General features: G+C 67.7%; 15 protein-coding genes. All 15 read left to right on the forward strand.

All coding sequences use genetic code 11. From position 1 onward, the window contains the following. Positions 1–10: 10 nt before the first annotated feature. The 15 genes from hisG (at position 11) to LC407_RS05990 (ending at position 16042) form a co-directional block, all read left to right on the forward strand. Positions 11–922, forward strand: a complete 912-nt coding sequence (hisG, locus tag LC407_RS05920) for an ATP phosphoribosyltransferase (RefSeq protein ID WP_025874837.1) — start codon at positions 11–13, stop codon at positions 920–922. Further along, positions 919–2214 carry a histidinol dehydrogenase gene (gene hisD, locus LC407_RS05925; RefSeq protein ID WP_223482406.1) on the forward strand — a complete coding sequence of 432 codons (1296 nt, stop codon included), beginning with the start codon at positions 919–921 and terminating at the stop codon, positions 2212–2214. Before hisG ends, hisD begins: the two co-directional genes overlap by 4 nt. Beyond that, positions 2211–3305: a histidinol-phosphate transaminase gene (gene hisC, locus LC407_RS05930; protein ID WP_223482407.1), complete on the forward strand. Its 1095-nt coding sequence runs from the start codon at positions 2211–2213 to the stop codon at positions 3303–3305. The genes hisD and hisC overlap by 4 nt, the downstream gene beginning before the upstream one ends. Then, complete coding sequence (hisB, locus tag LC407_RS05935) at positions 3302–4375, forward strand: bifunctional histidinol-phosphatase/imidazoleglycerol-phosphate dehydratase HisB (RefSeq protein WP_025874831.1); 1074 nt, start codon at positions 3302–3304, stop codon at positions 4373–4375. The genes hisC and hisB overlap by 4 nt, the downstream gene beginning before the upstream one ends. After that, entirely contained in the window at positions 4372–4974 is a 603-nt protein-coding gene (hisH, locus tag LC407_RS05940; protein WP_025874829.1) for an imidazole glycerol phosphate synthase subunit HisH, read from the forward strand. The genes hisB and hisH overlap by 4 nt, the downstream gene beginning before the upstream one ends. Continuing rightward, positions 4971–5705, forward strand: a complete 735-nt coding sequence (gene hisA, locus LC407_RS05945; RefSeq protein ID WP_134832459.1) for a 1-(5-phosphoribosyl)-5-[(5-phosphoribosylamino)methylideneamino]imidazole-4-carboxamide isomerase — start codon at positions 4971–4973, stop codon at positions 5703–5705. The genes hisH and hisA overlap by 4 nt, the downstream gene beginning before the upstream one ends. Then, complete coding sequence (hisF, locus tag LC407_RS05950; protein WP_223482408.1) at positions 5699–6475, forward strand: imidazole glycerol phosphate synthase subunit HisF; 777 nt, start codon at positions 5699–5701, stop codon at positions 6473–6475. The genes hisA and hisF overlap by 7 nt, the downstream gene beginning before the upstream one ends. Next, the gene (gene hisIE, locus LC407_RS05955) at positions 6465–7085 is read left to right on the forward strand and encodes a bifunctional phosphoribosyl-AMP cyclohydrolase/phosphoribosyl-ATP diphosphatase HisIE (RefSeq protein WP_025874822.1); all 621 of its coding nucleotides are present in this window, start codon (positions 6465–6467) and stop codon (positions 7083–7085) included. The genes hisF and hisIE overlap by 11 nt, the downstream gene beginning before the upstream one ends. A gap of 159 nt (positions 7086–7244) precedes the next feature. Next, positions 7245–8834: a calcineurin-like phosphoesterase family protein gene (locus LC407_RS05960; protein WP_032975528.1), complete on the forward strand. Its 1590-nt coding sequence runs from the start codon at positions 7245–7247 to the stop codon at positions 8832–8834. A gap of 48 nt (positions 8835–8882) precedes the next feature. Beyond that, positions 8883–9167 (forward strand): hypothetical protein, encoded by a 285-nt coding sequence (locus LC407_RS05965; protein ID WP_025874818.1) that lies wholly within the window; start codon positions 8883–8885, stop codon positions 9165–9167. 84 nt (positions 9168–9251) lie between these two features. Continuing rightward, positions 9252–10274 carry a glucokinase gene (locus tag LC407_RS05970; protein ID WP_025874816.1) on the forward strand — a complete coding sequence of 341 codons (1023 nt, stop codon included), beginning with the start codon at positions 9252–9254 and terminating at the stop codon, positions 10272–10274. A 52-nt stretch (positions 10275–10326) separates the two neighbouring features. Then, entirely contained in the window at positions 10327–11325 is a 999-nt protein-coding gene (locus tag LC407_RS05975) for a N(4)-(beta-N-acetylglucosaminyl)-L-asparaginase (RefSeq protein ID WP_059064083.1), read from the forward strand. Beyond that, the gene (locus tag LC407_RS05980) at positions 11322–12053 is read left to right on the forward strand and encodes a copper homeostasis protein CutC (RefSeq protein WP_223482409.1); all 732 of its coding nucleotides are present in this window, start codon (positions 11322–11324) and stop codon (positions 12051–12053) included. Before LC407_RS05975 ends, LC407_RS05980 begins: the two co-directional genes overlap by 4 nt. Before the next feature lie 210 nt (positions 12054–12263). After that, positions 12264–12806 carry a hypothetical protein gene (locus tag LC407_RS05985; protein WP_223482410.1) on the forward strand — a complete coding sequence of 181 codons (543 nt, stop codon included), beginning with the start codon at positions 12264–12266 and terminating at the stop codon, positions 12804–12806. A 278-nt stretch (positions 12807–13084) separates the two neighbouring features. Continuing rightward, positions 13085–16042 (forward strand): TonB-dependent receptor, encoded by a 2958-nt coding sequence (locus tag LC407_RS05990; protein WP_223482411.1) that lies wholly within the window; start codon positions 13085–13087, stop codon positions 16040–16042. The last annotated feature ends 39 nt before the right edge of the window (positions 16043–16081 follow it).

The following is a 16081-nucleotide window of genomic DNA, read 5'->3' on the forward strand; positions in this document are numbered from 1 at the left end:
GACCTCCCCCATGAGTGCAACCCAGGCAGCGCCGGCGCGAGACCGGCTGCGTATCGCCATCCAGAAGAGTGGCCGGCTGGCCGAGCCCGCCCGCAACCTGCTCAGTGCCTGTGGCCTGAGCTGGCGCGAGAGCCGCGACAAGTTGTTCTGCTACGGCGAATCGCTGCCGGTGGACCTGTTGCTGGTGCGCGACGACGACATTCCCGGCCTGATCGCCGATGGCGTCTGCGACCTGGGTATCGTCGGCCGCAATGAACTGGACGAACAGGCGGCCGCGCGTCGCCAGATCGGCCTGGCCGATGCCTACCAGGCATTGCGGGGGCTGGGCTTTGGCCAGTGCCGCTTGATGCTGGCGGTGCCGGAAGACTGGCAATGGCAGGGGCCGGCACAACTGGCCGGTACCCGCATCGCCACCAGCTACCCGGCCATCCTCAAGCAGTGGCTGGCCGTGCAGGGCGTGGATGCACAGGTGGTGGAACTGTCCGGCTCGGTGGAGATCGCGCCGCGCCTGGGCACCGCCGACCTGATCTGCGACCTGGTCTCCAGCGGTGCCACGCTGCGTGCCAACCAGCTCACCCCGGTGCACAACCTGCTCGACAGCGAAGCCGTGCTGGCCGGTGCGGTACGCGTTCCCGATGATGCGCGCGGCGCGCTGCGCAGCATGCTGCTGCGCCGCCTGGACGGTGTGGTGCAGCGGCAGGACCGCAAACTGCTGATGTTCCGCGCCAGCGAGGACCGCGTCGACGCGTTGTCGCAGCTGCTGGCCGATGCCGAACCGTTGGTGCGTTTGCCTGCCGATGGCGGTGCATTGCGCCTGCAGACCATGTGCCCCGGTCCATTGACCTGGCAGCGCATGGAAGAACTGGAGCGCGCCGGCGCCCAGGGCCTGATGGTACTGAGCGTGGAGCGGTCGCTGGCATGAATCGTCTGATCTGGTCGCAACTTGACGAGGCCGCACGCAGCGCGGCGCTGACCCGCCCGGTGCAGACCGTGGCGCAGCAGACCCGTGATGCGGTGGCCGCGCTGATCGCGCAGGTGCGCACGCAGGGCGACGCCGCGCTGCGCGCGATCACCGCGCGCTTCGATGGCGTGGATCTGCAGGATTTCGAAGTTTCCGCAGCCGAGTTCGCAGCTGCCGATGCCGTGGTGCCGGCCGAGCTGCGCCAGGCCATGGTGGAAGCGGCCGAACGCATCACCCGCTTCCACGCGGCCGGCATGGGCCAGGGCTATACGGTGGAAACCGCGCCGGGCGTGGTCTGCGAGCGCATGCTGCGGCCGATCGGCCGGGTTGGCCTGTACGTGCCGGCCGGTAGTGCGCCACTGCCGTCCACCGCGCTGATGCTGGGCGTGCCGGCGCAGTTGGCCGGTTGCCCACAGGTGGTGCTGTGCACCCCGCCGCGTGCCGACGGTACGGCCGATCCTGCGGTGCTGGTGGCCGCGCGCCTGACCGGTGTGCAACGCGTGTTCAAGCTGGGTGGTGCGCAGGCGATCGCGGCGATGGCCTATGGCACCGAAAGCATCCCGGCCAGCGACAAGCTGTTCGGGCCGGGCAACAGTTTCGTCACCGAAGCCAAGCAGCAGGTGGCACAGGACGGTGCCGCCGCCATCGACATGCCGGCCGGTCCCTCGGAAGTGCTGGTGATCGCCGATGCCGGTGCCAACCCTTCATTCGTTGCCGCCGACCTGCTGTCGCAGGCCGAGCACGGCCCGGATTCACAGGTGCTGCTGCTGACCGATGACGCGGCGATGCTGGCCGCCGTCGAGGCCGAAGTTGAGCGCCAGGTGGCCCTGCTGCCGCGGCAGGACATCGCCCGCCAGGCGCTGTCGGCATCGCAGTTGATCCAGGTGGAATCGCTGGCCGATGCGTTTGCGATCAGCAACCGCTACGCCCCCGAACACCTGATCCTGGCCCTGCGCGAACCGCGCGCGTGGCTGGACCAGGTGCAGGCAGCCGGTTCGGTGTTCCTCGGCGACTACACGCCGGAAGCACTGGGTGACTACTGCAGCGGCACCAACCACGTGCTGCCCACCGCCGGTGCCGCGCGCGCCTACAGTGGCGTCAGCGTGGCCAGCTTCCAGAACCTGATCAGCGTACAGAGCGCGACCGCCGCTGGCCTGGCCGCGATCGGTGGCTGCGCGCGCATCATCGCCAGCGCCGAAGGGCTGGATGCGCACGAACGTGCGGTGGCACTGCGCATGGAGGTGGCCGCATGAGCGCGGACATCGACGGCGTGCTGGCACTTGTACGGCCGGACCTGCAGGCCTTTGCCGGCTACAGTTCGGCGCGCAGCAGCGCTGTGCAGGGCGAGGTGTGGTTGAACGCGAACGAATCGGCGTGGGCCAATCCGGCAGACGCCGCCGGGGGCAGCCGCCGCTACCCGGAGCCGCAGCCGGCTGCGCTGTGTGATGCGCTGGCGTCGCTGTACGGCGTGCAGCCGCAACAGCTGCTGGTAGGCCGTGGCAGCGACGAGGCGATCGATCTGCTGGTCCGCGCCCTGTGCGTGCCGGGCCGCGATGGCGTGCTGGTGACGCCGCCGGTATTCGGCATGTACGCAGTCTGTGCGCGGTTGCAGGGTGCGCCGTTGATCGAGGTGCCGCTGATTGACGATGGTGAGGGCCTGCGCACGGACCTGGATGCGGTTATTGCCGCTGCGAAGGGGCAGGGCGCCAAGCTCGTTTTCCTGTGCGCGCCGTCCAATCCTGCCGGCAGCGATATCCCGCTGGCGGAGATCGAGCGCGTGGCCCTTGCCCTGCGCGGGCAGGCGCTGGTGGTGGTGGACGAGGCCTACGTCGAGTACGCGCAGCGCGCTTCGGCGACCACGCTGCTTGCCGCGCACGCCAACCTGGCGGTGCTGCGCACGTTGTCCAAGGCGCACGCACTGGCCGCCGCGCGTATCGGCACCTTGATCGCCGCGCCGGAACTGATTGCCGTGCTGCGCCGATGCCAGGCGCCGTACCCGGTGCCGACGCCGTGCGCCGAGCTGGCCGTGCAGGCGCTGCAGCCGGCCGCGCTTGCGCGCACCGCTGAGCGGGTAGCCACGGTCATCACCGAGCGCGAGCGCCTGCACCACCGCCTGCAGGGCCTGCCTGGCATCGGCCGGGTATACGCATCGGCCGGCAACTACCTGCTGGTCCGCTTTGCCGATGCGCAGGCGGCGTTCGACGCGCTGCTCGCTGCCGGCGTGGTGGTGCGCGACCAGCGCGCCGCACCGCAGCTGGGTGACGCACTGCGTATCAGCATCGGCAGCCCCGAAGAGAACGACCGCGTGCTTGCGGCCCTGTCGGCACGGAGGGCCGCGGCATGACGCCGATCCTGTTCATCGACCGCGACGGCACCCTCATCGAGGAGCCGGCGGATTTCCAGATCGACGCCTACGAGAAGCTGCGTTTCGTGCCGCAGGTGATCCCGGCGCTGCTGAAGCTGCGCGATGCCGGCTACCAGTTCGTGATCGTCACCAACCAGGATGGCCTCGGCAGCGAGAGCTACCCGCGCGCCAGCTTCGATGGCCCGAATGACCTGATGCTGCAGATCTTCGAAAGCCAGGGCATCGTTTTCCGTGACGTGCTGGTCGACTGCAGCTGGCCGCACGACAACGCGCCGACGCGCAAGCCGGGCATCGGCCTGATGACGGCCTACCTGCAGGACCGCAGCATCGACTGGGCGCGCTCGGGCATGGTGGGCGACCGCATCACCGACCTGCAGTTCGCCGACAACCTCAACATCCGTGGTTTCCAGCTGCGCACCGAACAGTTCGGCGGCGAGTGGGACTGGCCGGGCATCGCCCACGCACTGGCCGATGCACCACGCACGGCGGTGGTCCAGCGCAATACCAAGGAGACGAAGATCCGCGTCGAACTGGATCTGGACCGCGCCGGCGATGCGCACATCCACACCGGCCTGCCGTTCTTCGACCACATGCTGGAGCAGATCGGCAAGCACGGCGGTTTCGCCCTGGACATCCGCGCCGAGGGTGACCTGCACATCGACGAGCACCACACCATCGAAGACACCGGCCTTGCACTGGGCCAGGCCCTGCGCGAGGCGCTGGGCGACAAGCGCGGCATCGGCCGTTACGGCTTCACCCTGCCGATGGATGAAACCCTGGCCAGCGCTGCGCTGGATTTCAGTGGCCGCCCGTATTTCGTGTTTGAAGGCGAGTTCAAGCGCGAGCGCGTGGGCGACATGCCGACCGAGCTGGTCCCGCACTTCTTCCGTTCGCTGTGCGATGCCAGCGGGCTGAACCTCAACCTGCAGGTGCGTGGCGACAACGACCACCACAAGGTTGAAGCCTGCTTCAAGGCCCTGGCACGTGCACTGCGGCCGGCACTGGCGCGGCAGGGCACCGCCTTGCCGACCACCAAGGGGGCGCTGTGAGCGAGGTCGTGCTGATCGATGCCGGCGGTGCCAACCTGGGTTCGGTGCGCTACGCATTGGAACGGCTCGGTGCGACGGTGAAGCTGGTCCGCGATGCCGAAGGCCTGGCCGGCGCGCAACGGGTGATCCTGCCCGGCGTCGGCGCGGCCGGCCCCGGCATGCAGCGCCTGCATGCGCAGGGTTTGGTCGAGCCGCTGCGCCAGCTGCAGGTGCCCTTGATGGGCATCTGCCTGGGCATGCAGCTGTTGTTTGACCGCTCCGAAGAGGCCGGCGTGGATACGCTGGGATTGATCCCCGGCGTGGTGCGCAAGCTGGTGCCGGCCTGTGGCATCCGCGTGCCGCACATGGGCTGGAACCGGCTGCTGCCGCTGCGCCCGTCGCTGCTGCTGCAGGGGGTTCCCGAGCGCGCCAGCGCGTACTTCGTGCACAGCTATGCCGCGCCGCTGAACAGCCATACCGTCGCCGCCTGTGATCACGGCGGCCTGTTCACCGCCGTGGTCGAGCAGGGCCGCTACTTCGGCGCCCAGTTCCATCCCGAGCGGTCCGGCGATACCGGTTCGCTGATGCTGCGCAATTTCCTCGAGGGCACCGCTGCATGAGTTTCATCGTCTACCCCGCACTGGATATCCGCGACGGCCGCGTCGTGCGGCTGCGCCAGGGCGACTACGCGCAGGAAACCCACTATGGCGACGACCCGCTGCCGCGTGCGCAGGCGTTCGCCGCACAGGGCGCACAGTGGATGCACCTGGTCGATCTGGATGCTGCACGTGCCGGTGGCTACACGTTGGCGCCGCTGTTGGCCGCGATCCGTGCGCAGACCCCGCTACAGGTGCAGACCGGTGGCGGCGTGCGTGGCCGTGACGACGTGGCACGCATCCTCGATGCCGGCGCCAGCCGCGTGGTGATCGGCTCACTGGCGGTGCGCGAGCCGGCGCAGGTGATCGGCTGGCTGGGCGAGTTCGGCCCGGAGCGGCTGACCATCGCCCTCGATGCACGGCAGGACGCGCAAGGGCAATGGCAGCTGCCGGTGCATGGCTGGACCGAGAACGCGGGGGTGACCCTGGATGCGCTGGCCGAGCGCTATGCACAGGCCGGCATGCGTCACCTGTTGTGCACCGACATCGCCCGCGATGGCATGCTCGCCGGGCCCAACATCAGCCTGTACCAGCACCTCGCAGCGTTGCTGCCGGGCGTGGCGGTACAGGCGTCAGGCGGTATCCGTGATGTGGCCGACGTGGCTGCGGCACAGGCCGCCGGTTGTGGCGGCGCGATCCTCGGCAAGGCATTGCTGGAACAGCGCATGGACCTGGCGGAGGCGCTGGCATGCTGAGCCGCCGCATCATTCCGTGCCTGGACGTGCGCGATGGCCGCGTGGTCAAGGGCGTGCGTTTCCGCGATCACGTCGACATGGGGGACATCGCCGAACTGGCGCAGCGCTATCGCGACCAGGGCGCCGACGAGCTGGTGTTCTATGACATCGGCGCCAGCCCGGAGGCACGGTCGGTGGACGTGGCCTGGATCGAGCGCATCGCGCGCCTGATCGATATCCCGTTCTGCGTGGCCGGCGGCATCGACAGCGTAGAGACCGCGCGTCGCGTGCTGTTCGCCGGTGCGGACAAGATCTCGATCAACTCACCCGCGCTGGGCCGCCCGGAACTGATCACCGAACTGGCCGAAGAATTCGGCGTGCAGTGCGTGGTGGTCGGTGTCGACTCGGTACACGAGGACGACGGCCAGTGGCGCGTGCGCCGTTTCAGCGGCGACCCGGACAAAACCCAGGCAGTGCCGCTGCGCACGCTGGACTGGATCGTCGAGGCGCAGCGCCGGGGTGCCGGCGAGATCGTGCTGAACTGCATGGACAGCGATGGCGTGCGCCGCGGCTATGACGTCGAGCAGCTGCGCCAGGCACGTGCGCTGTGCCAGGTGCCCCTCATCGCATCGGGCGGTGCGGGTACGATGGAGCACTTCGCCCAGGCCTTTGACCAGGCCGACGTTGACGGTGCGCTGGCGGCCAGCGTATTCCACAGTGGCGCCATCGCCATTGCCGACTTGAAGCGCTACCTGCGCGAGCAGCAGATCGAGGTGCGGGATGTCTATTGATGTGCGGCCGTCGCCGCAGGCGCTGGAAACGCTGGACTGGGACAAGGGCGATGGGCTGCTGCCGGCCGTTGTGCAGGACGCCGACACCCTGCAGGTGCTGATGCTGGGTTACGTCAGCGCCGAGTCGCTGGCAGCGACGCTGGCCATCGGCCACATGACCTTCTTCAGCCGCAGCAAGCAGCGTCTTTGGACCAAGGGCGAGCAGTCCGGCAATGTGCTGGCGGTGCAGTCGATCAGCGTCGATTGCGATGCCGATACGCTGCTGGTGCTGGCGCGCCCGGCAGGCCCGACCTGCCACACCGGTGCGGAAAGCTGCTTCGACGGCGCACCGAAGGACTTCCTCGGTGGCCTGGACCAGCTGGTCGCCGTGCGTGAGGCGCTGCGCCCCTCCGGCAGCTATACGACGTCCCTGTTCGAAGGCGGCATCCGCCGCATCGCGCAGAAGGTGGGCGAGGAAGGCGTGGAGACGGCGCTGGCCGCGGTGGCGCAGGACGATGAGGCCTTGCTGGGCGAGGCGTCGGACCTGCTGTACCACCTGCTGGTGCTGCTGCGCGCGCGCGGGCTGTCGCTGGAAGATGCCCGCGACGTGCTGGAAAAGCGCCATCGTTAGAGGTGCGGTAGCGCCGGCCGCTGGCCGGCAACCCGATGATCAAGGGACGCCTGGTGGAATGCCGGCCAGCGGCCGGCACGACAGGAAAAGCGGCAATCGCGTGCGCGATGTCATCGCCGGAATCTACAATAGGCGGTCTCTTTTTCCCGGACCGCCCCCATGAAACTGCCTGCCGCCTGGCTGTGCTGCCTGTTGCTGACCTCGCCGGCGTGGGCCGCCGATACCGTGGTCAGCGGCAAGGTCTATCTGGAGCGTGACGGCAAGCCGGGCCGCGGTGCGACCGATCCTGGCCTGGCCGGCGTGCAGGTGTCCAACGGCGAAACCATCGTCAAGACCGCCGCGGACGGCAGCTACAGCCTGCCGGTGCGTGACGGGCAGACGGTCTTCGTGATCAAGCCCGATGCGTATTCCTTCCCGAAGGCCGCCGACGGCCTGCCGTCGTTCTGGCGGCACTACCGGCCCAACGGTTCGCCGGCGCTGAAGTACGGTGGCATCGCCGCGACCAGTGACGTTGCCCGCAACTGGGACTTCGCCCTGCAGAACGACCGGCATGACAGCCGCCGTGGTTTCCAGATGCTGGTGTTCACCGACTCGCAGACCGCCAGCCTGCAGGACATCGGCTACTACCGGCAGTCCATCGTGGCGCCGCTGGTGGGCCAGACCAAGGCCCGCCTGGGCACCACCCTGGGTGACATCGTCAACGACGACCTGACCCTGTACCCGGCGATCAACAAGGTCACCACTGAACTTGGCGTGCCGTGGTTCCACGTACCCGGCAACCACGACCTGGATGTCGACGCGGCCAATGATGCGCATTCGCTGGACAGCTGGCGCAACATCTACGGCCCCGATACCTATGCAGTGGAAGAGGGGGGCGCCAGTTTCGTGTTCCTCGACGACGTGGTGTACGACCCCAACGCCAAGCCCAGGTATGTGGGTGGCCTGCGCGAGGATCAGTTCGCTTTCCTCGCTGCCTACCTGAAGGGCCTGCACAAGGACCGTCTGCTGGTGCTGGGCATGCACATCCCGCTGTTCGATGCGGCACCGGGGCGCGAGACCTTCCGCCATGCCGACCGCCAGCGCCTGTTCGACCTGCTGAAGGACTTCCGCAACGTGCTGGTGCTCAGTGGCCACAGCCACACCCAGCAGCACGTCTACCACGGCAAGGCTGACGGTTGGCAGGGCGCCAGGCCGCTGCACGAGTACAACGTCGGTGCCAACTGCGGTGCGTTCTGGTCGGGCGTGAAGAATGCCGCCGGCGTACCGGACAGCACCATGAGCGACGGCACGCCGAAGGGCTATGCGTTGCTGGACGTGGCCGGCAACGGCAGCTATCGCCTGCAGTACCGGGTGGCCGGTGCGGCCGCCAGCGAGCAGATCGGCCTGCATGCACCGAAGGTGCTGCGCAAGGGCGCGTACCCGGCGTGGGGCATCTATGCCAACGTGTACATGGGCGAGGACGCCAGCGTGGTCGAGTACCGCGTCGATGGCGGCGCCTGGCAGCCGATGAAGCAGGTCAGCCAGCCTGATCCGCGCCTGCTGGTGGAGAACGTGGCCGACGACCTGGCTTCCACGCTGCGCGGTTACGACCGCTCGCCGGAAGCCACCGCCTCGCCGCACCTGTGGCGTGGCGCGTTGCCGACCGACCTGGCCGTGGGCAGCCACAAGGTCGAGGTGCGCTCCACCCAGCCCGATGGTGCGGTGTTCACCGCCAGCACCAGCTACAGCCTGCAGACCGCGCAGCCCTGAGCGCGGGCCAGGCTGCCTTCACCAACTTCCATCACGAAAGGATGCAGCATGGATATCCGCTTCATGGCCGGCACCACCCCGGTCACCCTCAGCCGCCACTGGTTCACCGGCGCGATGATGCTGCAGAGCGCCAGCGAGAAGGTCTGGGTGCAGCATCCGCTGCATCCGGGCACGCACTTCTCGTTCTCGCTGGTACAGTCGTGGCAGCGCCATATCGCCGGCCATGAAGTGCTGGTGGAGCGGACCCGGCCGCTGCTGTTCGCCGGGTTCCGCCCGCAGCGCCTGCGGGTGCTGGTGGACGGTGTGCAGGTGGCCGAGCAGGAAGGCATGTGACCCGGGCGGCGCTGTCGCCGCGCTAGGCAAAGGCCGTCCGATGCCTGAGAATCGGCACGATTCAATCGATCCAAGCAGGCCAGCGTGAACGTTGCAGCAGTGTCCCCGGCGCCATCCGAGTCCGCCCGCAGCGGCGTCCCCCGCAGCCTGGTCGTCGCCGATGTCGGCGGTACCTTCGCTCGTCTTGCGTTGGCTGAGACCCTGCCGGGGCAGGCGCCGCGGCTGGGCAGCTACCGCACCTACGCCTGCGCCGACCACCCCAGCCTGGCGGCGATCCTGGCCGATTTCACCGCCAGTCTCGGCCAGCCGATGGCCAGTGCGGTGGTCGCCATCGCCGGCCTGCTCGACGGCGATACCCTGATCAATGCCAATCTGCCGTGGACGGTGTCGCTGTCGGCGACGCGCCGCGAGTCGGGCCTGCCCGACCTGCAGCTGATCAATGATTTCGAAGCAGTGGCGTTGGCCATTCCCTACCTGCAGGCCGACACGCTGGTGCCGCTGAATGGCGATGCCGATCCGGCCAAGACCTTCCCGGCACTGGTGCTGGGGCCGGGCACCGGCCTGGGCGCCGCGTTGCGCTTCGCCGATGGCGAGCGCCCGGTGCTGGCCAGCGAGATCGGCCACGCTGCGTTGGGCGCCGGCAATGCGCTGGAACTGCATGTGCTGGGCCAGCTGCTGCAGCGCTGGCCGCATGTGGACAACGAACGCGTGCTGTCCGGCAGCGGCCTGATGAACCTGTATCCCTGCCTGTGCGAAATGCGCGGCGTGGCTCCGCAATGGACCAGCACCGAAGCGCTGATCGCGGCTGCGCGGCAAGGCGACGACGCGCTGGCAGTGGAAACCCTGCAGGTGTTCTGCGCCTGGCTGGGCAGCCTGGCCGGCGACGCGGCGATCGCCGTGGGTGCGCGCTCGGTGTACCTGGCCGGCGGCATTTCCACCCATGTGCAGGACTTCCTGGCCGACGGCCGTTTCCGTGAGCGCTTCCTCAACAAGGGGGTGCTGACCGACGTGCTGCGCCAGGTGCCGGTGTGGCGGGTCGAACATGGCCAGCTGGGTGTGCTCGGTGCCGCAGCCTGGCACGCAGCGCGGACCCCCGCGCACGATTGATCGGCGCTGCCGGCATCGGGCCGGCGGGCGCAGCATGCAGACGGAGGCGAAGATGGTGGATCGCAGGCAGTTTTTGCAGGCCGGTGCACTGGCCGCAGGCGTGGCAGCGTTGCCGGCGGTGAAGGCGCGTACGCACGGTGGCGCCAAGGTGGTCTCGACCTGGGACTTCGGCGTGCCGGCCAACCAGGCCGCGTGGAAGGTACTGGCGCAGGGCGGCAGTGCGCTGGATGCGGTGGAAGCCGGTGCACGCTGGGCCGAAAGCGAGCTGTGCAATCCCACCGTCGGCCATTGTGGCAACCCGGACCGCGACGGCGTGCTGAGCCTGGACGCCAGCATCATGGATGGAGACGGCCGCTGTGGCGCGGTTGCTGCGCTGGTCGACATCCTGCACCCGGTGTCGGTGGCCCGCAGGGTGATGGAGAACAGCCCGCATGTGCTGCTGGTGGGCGAGGGCGCCCAGCAGTTCGCCGTGCAGCAGGGCTTCCAGCGCCAGCACCTGCTGACGCCGAAGGCCGAAGCGGCCTGGCGTGAGTGGCTGAAGACCGAAAAGTACGCGCCGCAGATCAATGCCGAGCGCCGCGGTCTTCCCGGCAACAGCGATAACCACGACACCATCGGCATGCTGGCACTGGACGCCAAGGGCAACCTGGCCGGTGCCTGCACCACCAGCGGCATGGCCTGGAAACTGCACGGCCGGGTCGGCGACAGCCCGATCATCGGCGCCGGCCTTTACGTGGACAACGACGTGGGCGCGGCCACCGCCTCGGGTGTGGGCGAAGAAATGATCCGCAACGCGGCCTCGTTCCTGGTGGTCGAGCTGATGCGCCAGGGCCGTTCGCCGGCACAGGCCTGCCGCGAAGCGATCGACCGGGTGGTACGCAAGCGCCCCGAGGCCAGCCGCACGCTGCAGGTCTGCTTCCTTGCCATGAACAAGCAGGGCGAGGTGGGTGCCTATGCACTGCATCGCGGCTTCGTCTACGCGGTGTGCGATGCGCAGCGCCAGGACGACCTGCGCGACTCACCGTCGATCTATACGAGCACGCAGGCGTGAACGCGCGCCTGACGCTGGAGATCGCCAGCAATTCGGTGGCTTCGGCGTTGGCCGCGCAGGCCGGTGGCGCAGATCGCATCGAACTGTTCGACAACCTTGCCGAAGGCGGTACCACGCCGTCGTTTGCCAGCATCGCCATCGCCCGCGAGCGGTTGCAGATTCCGTTGTTCGTGCTGATGCGACCGCGTCCGGGGGATTTCCACTACGACGCGCTGGAAACCGAGCTGATGCTGCGCGACATCGCCCAGTGCCGCGCGCTGGGCTGCGATGGCGTGGTGATCGGTGCGCTGGATGCGCGGGGCGATATCGACCTGCCGCTGTGCCGCGAACTGCTGCGCGCGGCGGGCCCGTTGCAGGTGACCTTCCACCGTGCCTTCGATGCCGCGCTCGATCTGCCGGCGGCGCTGGAGCAGGTGATCGGGCTGGGCTGCCAGCGGGTGCTGACGTCCGGCGGCCAGGCCAGCGCCGACGCCGGTGCCGATGTACTGGCCGCGCTGGTCGCGCAGGCGGCCGGCAGGATCAGCGTCATGGCCGGCGCAGGGCTGGGCCCGCGCAACATCGCCGCCGTCGCGCGGAAGACCGGCTGTCTCGAACTGCATGCCTCGGCCAAGGGGCAACGACGTTCGGCCATGCAGTTCCAGAACCCGGCCCTGCGCGGGCTGGACCCGGACTGGAGCCAGACAGACACCGCCACGGTGAGTGCGCTGCGGAAGGCGCTCGACGGCTGAGAGCCGCAGGGGCTGGATCCCTTCGCAGAAGGACTTCGACCCGCGTCAGGACTCGTAACCCAACACCGACGTGGATGACGTTTCAGGCGCGTTTGAATCGCGGCGACGTTCCGTAAGTGACGGAAAGTAGACGTCATCTGCGTTTCCGGCTGGCGGAGCAGGACCGCATTGTTGACAGTGGGCGACCGTAGCCCTTCTATGAAATCGCACATGTTTCGACTGTTTCTGCTGCTGATCTGCGTGCTGCCATGCCGTGCAACCGCCGTAGCTGGTGGGCAGTCGCCAGGATGGAGCTGGCATGACGCCGGAACCAAGAGTCTCCGAATCAGTTCTGCTTTGCCCGAAGTGACCTTGGAGGCAGGCGCCAAAGGCGCGTTTGTAGACAATCGGGCATATCAGATTGGAAAGAAGCGCTTTCGGCTGCTGTATCAGGTATTCGATTCAAACGCGGAAAACCCGATCGGGCGCTGCGGGGCTGGGCGTGAGATCCATCTGTTCGTCTATGAAATGACTTCGCCGACGCCTGTTGAGCGCGGCAGGATCCTGATCGGGAGTTGCCTGCACAACGTGTCTCTGGCCAGCCAGAACTCAGGGCGTCCCGGCAGTGAGTCCGATTTTTCCTCGGTCATCTGGCGCGGAGATGGGCTCACGATTCAATGGTGGGACGGTGGCGCTACAGGCGGGGTCGCAAGCCGGTACGTACTTCGCGATGGGCGCCTTGTTGCAGATCAACCGGGCGCGGGAACTCGTTGAAGGCGGACAAAACCGTTCTGCGCGCGGGTGTCGCGATCGTGTCATCGACATCTGTGCTGCTTCCATAACGATGTCGTGCAACCCATTGATTTATCTGCAGCCCAACAGGCAACAACGACGTGTGTCGCGTGGATGCTGCGCCGCCACATGCTGGGCGTGGTTCAGCTGTGCTTTAGTTTGGATCGATCCACAGGGGAGGGCGGTCGAATCGAGATGGATCGATTCAACGCCCGGGATCGCCATCCGACCGCGCGTCCACCATCCAAGAGCAACCACCCATGGCTCAGTCCGTCCGCAACCGCCGTCATCTGCTGTCCCACGCCCTCGCCCTGGCCTTGCTGCCGTTTGCCGCTGGCGCACAGGACGCGGCCCCGTCGCCCACCAAGGATCTTGATGCGGTCACCGTCACCGGTTCGCGCATCAAGCGTGCCAGCGTCGAGGGCCCGGCCCCGGTCAACGTGATCAGCGCCGCACAGATCCAGAAGGAAGGCTTCGTCACCGTCTACGACGCACTGAAGACCCTGACCGAGGCGACCGGCACGGTCGAGGCGGCATCGCAGTGGGGCTCGCACACCCCCAACGCGAGTGGCCTGAACCTGCGCGGCATGGGCCCCAACCGCAGCCTGCTGCTGGTCAATGGCCGCCGCGTGGCCGACTATCCGCTGCCCTATGGCGGCGAGACCAATTTCTCCAACTACAGCAACATTCCGGCGGCGGCGGTCGAACGCATCGAAGTGCTGACTGGCGGCGCTTCGGCGATCTACGGTTCAGACGCCATCGCCGGCGTGGTCAATGTCATCCTCAAGACCAACTACGACGGCGACGAAGTGCGCGTGCGCGGCGGTACCTCCACCGAAGGCGGGCGTGACACCTGGGATCTGTCCTGGGCGGGCGGCAAGACCGGCGACAACTGGAGCGTGACCTACGCCCTGCAGTACACCAAGCGCGATCCGCTGTTCGGCCGTGACCGGCCGCAGATGGACGACGCCGACGATGCGCTGTACCCGTCCTGGAACATGGAGCAGCGCAAGGTCGGCTTCCGTCCCACCGCTGGCCTGGCGTTGATCGACCCCAGCAACGGCCAGCGCCTGGCGCCGCCCGACGGCACCTGCGAGAAATTCGCTGGCGAGTACTACACCGCCGACCGCCTGGTCTACAACTACAACGCCAATACGGTGAGCAACACCGGCCGCCTCTGCGGCATGAGCGCCGACTACGCCAACTGGCTGTTGACCGGAGGCTCGGAGAACCTGTCGGGCAACCTGTATGCCACCTTCGATTTCGGCAACGATCTGCAGGCCTGGAGCAACCTGGCGGTATACCGTTCCGATGCGATCTGGGGCACCAATCCGCCGAGCGTGTCGCTGATCGACGATGCCAACGGTTACTACTGGGATGCCAACCGCAATCGCCCGGTGCTCGGCGTGCGCCAGTTCACCCCGAACGAAGTCGGTGGCCTGGACACGCTGCGCAATACCAACCGCGAGTTGTCGTGGGATATCAGCGCAGGCCTGCGCGGGCGCCTGGCCGATCGTTTCGATTGGAGCGCCACGGTCGGCCGTTCCTACTACCGCGTTGAGGAGCGGCAGAACGTGGTCGACGAGCAGAAGTCGTACGACTTCTTCCTCGGCCCACGGCTGGGCACCACCGGCGATGGCGAGGCGATCTACGCCTTGAACGAGTCGCGCTGGTGGAACCCGATCACCCCGGACCAATACTGGCAGATGGGCACGGTAGCGAAGAACCGGGCGTCGTCCTACGTCAACCAGGCCTCGGCCGACATCACCGGTGAACTGTTCCAGGGCTGGGCCGGGCCGATCTCGTTCGCAGCGGTGGCCGAAGTGGCCAAGCAGGGCTATCACCTCAGCCCGGACCCGCGCGCGGGCATCGATTTCGATCTGCAGAACGTCGATCGCGGCGGTGGCGAGCGTACCCGCTACTCGGCCGGTGTCGAATTCAAGATCCCGTTGGCCGACAGCCTGATCGCCACCGCGGCGGCACGCTACGACCGGTACGGCAGCTACAAGGCCGACGGCGGCGGCGAAGCGCTGGATATCGGCAGCCAGAAGGAAACTACCTGGAACGCCGGCCTGGAATGGCGGCCGTTCGAGTCGCTGCTGGTGCGCGGTTCCTACGCGACCAGCTTCCACGCGCCGGACATGCACTACCTGCTGGGCCAGGCCAGCAGTTCCGAAGTGCTGACCTACGACCGCCTGCGCTGCATCGAGAGCGGCGCTTATCTGGTCAACAACTGCGGCGTGGGCAATACCGATGTCTGGTACGCGTTCGACGTGAACCGCCGGGGTACGCCACTGCTGCGCTCGGAAACCGGCGATTCGTGGACGGTCGGTTTCGTGTGGGACGTGCTGCCGAACCTGTCGATGAGCGCTGACTACTGGGCGATCAAGCTGGAAGACATGATCGTCGACGTCGGCGCGGACGAGGTGCTGGCCAGCGAGGCCGGCTGCCTGACCGGCAAGAACATGGACGGCACGCCGTGGGCGAACCCGGCAGGTGAGGCTTACTGCGCCGGCATCCTGGCCCGGGTGAACCGTGACGGCAGCGGCCGGCTGGTGTCGATCGAGCGCGGGCCGTTCAACCTGGCCAGCCGCGAAGTGCGCGGCATCGACCTGAGCGCGCGCTACCGGCTGGAGACGGCCGCATGGGGCAGCTTCCAGCTGGGGGTGAACTACACCAACCAGATTTCGACGAAAGAACAGCGTTACGCCAACGATCCGAACCCTGAGCGTCGCGACCGTGACCTGCGCAGCAAGCTGCGCGCCAGCCTGGCGTGGCAGGGTGGCAACTGGAATGCGAACGTGTATGCCGACCGCATCGGCTCGGTGCCGGGCGTGCGCTACCACTGGGGCACCGACCGCCTGGACAATCCCGGCGGCTGCCTGCCGTTCGCCGATGGCTACGTGCCCAGCGACAGCCCGTCGCTGAACTGCCTGGAACCCGCCACGCGCCCGGATGGATCGGCCAATCCGAACCCGAATGCGGGGCAGCAGACGGCGCGCTACTACGGGCGGGTGGGGCCATTCATTACCTGGAATTTCAACGTCGGCTACCAGGTGACCGAGTTCATGAAGGTCAATCTGTACGTGAACAACGCTTTCAATGCGACCAGTTGGAACCACAAGGACCCGTACAAGGTCGACTACGATTTCGCGCCGACCCGCCTGCTGGGTGCGGTGGGACGCGAGTTCGCGCTGGAGTATGTGTTCACGTTCTGAGGGAAGGCGGCGCCGGGCATGGCCCGGCGCCAGCCACGA

The sequence above is a fragment of the Stenotrophomonas sp. OVS01A genome (assembly GCF_019969775.1).
Lineage (GTDB): Bacteria > Pseudomonadota > Gammaproteobacteria > Xanthomonadales > Xanthomonadaceae > Stenotrophomonas > Stenotrophomonas indicatrix.

Excerpts from the sequence above, each read along its gene's own strand:
- hisG (WP_025874837.1), top strand. The coding sequence starts at position 11 with ATGAGTGCAACCCAGGCAGCGCCGGCGCGAGACCGGCTGCGTATCGCC.
- hisD (WP_223482406.1), top strand. The coding sequence starts at position 919 with ATGAATCGTCTGATCTGGTCGCAACTTGACGAGGCCGCACGCAGCGCG.
- hisC (WP_223482407.1), top strand. The coding sequence starts at position 2,211 with ATGAGCGCGGACATCGACGGCGTGCTGGCACTTGTACGGCCGGACCTG.
- hisB (WP_025874831.1), top strand. The coding sequence starts at position 3,302 with ATGACGCCGATCCTGTTCATCGACCGCGACGGCACCCTCATCGAGGAG.
- hisA (WP_134832459.1), top strand. The coding sequence starts at position 4,971 with ATGAGTTTCATCGTCTACCCCGCACTGGATATCCGCGACGGCCGCGTC.
- hisF (WP_223482408.1), top strand. The coding sequence starts at position 5,699 with ATGCTGAGCCGCCGCATCATTCCGTGCCTGGACGTGCGCGATGGCCGC.
- hisIE (WP_025874822.1), top strand. The coding sequence starts at position 6,465 with ATGTCTATTGATGTGCGGCCGTCGCCGCAGGCGCTGGAAACGCTGGAC.
- LC407_RS05960 (WP_032975528.1), top strand. The coding sequence starts at position 7,245 with ATGAAACTGCCTGCCGCCTGGCTGTGCTGCCTGTTGCTGACCTCGCCG.
- LC407_RS05965 (WP_025874818.1), top strand. The coding sequence starts at position 8,883 with ATGGATATCCGCTTCATGGCCGGCACCACCCCGGTCACCCTCAGCCGC.
- LC407_RS05975 (WP_059064083.1), top strand. The coding sequence starts at position 10,327 with ATGGTGGATCGCAGGCAGTTTTTGCAGGCCGGTGCACTGGCCGCAGGC.
- LC407_RS05985 (WP_223482410.1), top strand. The coding sequence starts at position 12,264 with ATGTTTCGACTGTTTCTGCTGCTGATCTGCGTGCTGCCATGCCGTGCA.
- LC407_RS05990 (WP_223482411.1), top strand. The coding sequence starts at position 13,085 with ATGGCTCAGTCCGTCCGCAACCGCCGTCATCTGCTGTCCCACGCCCTC.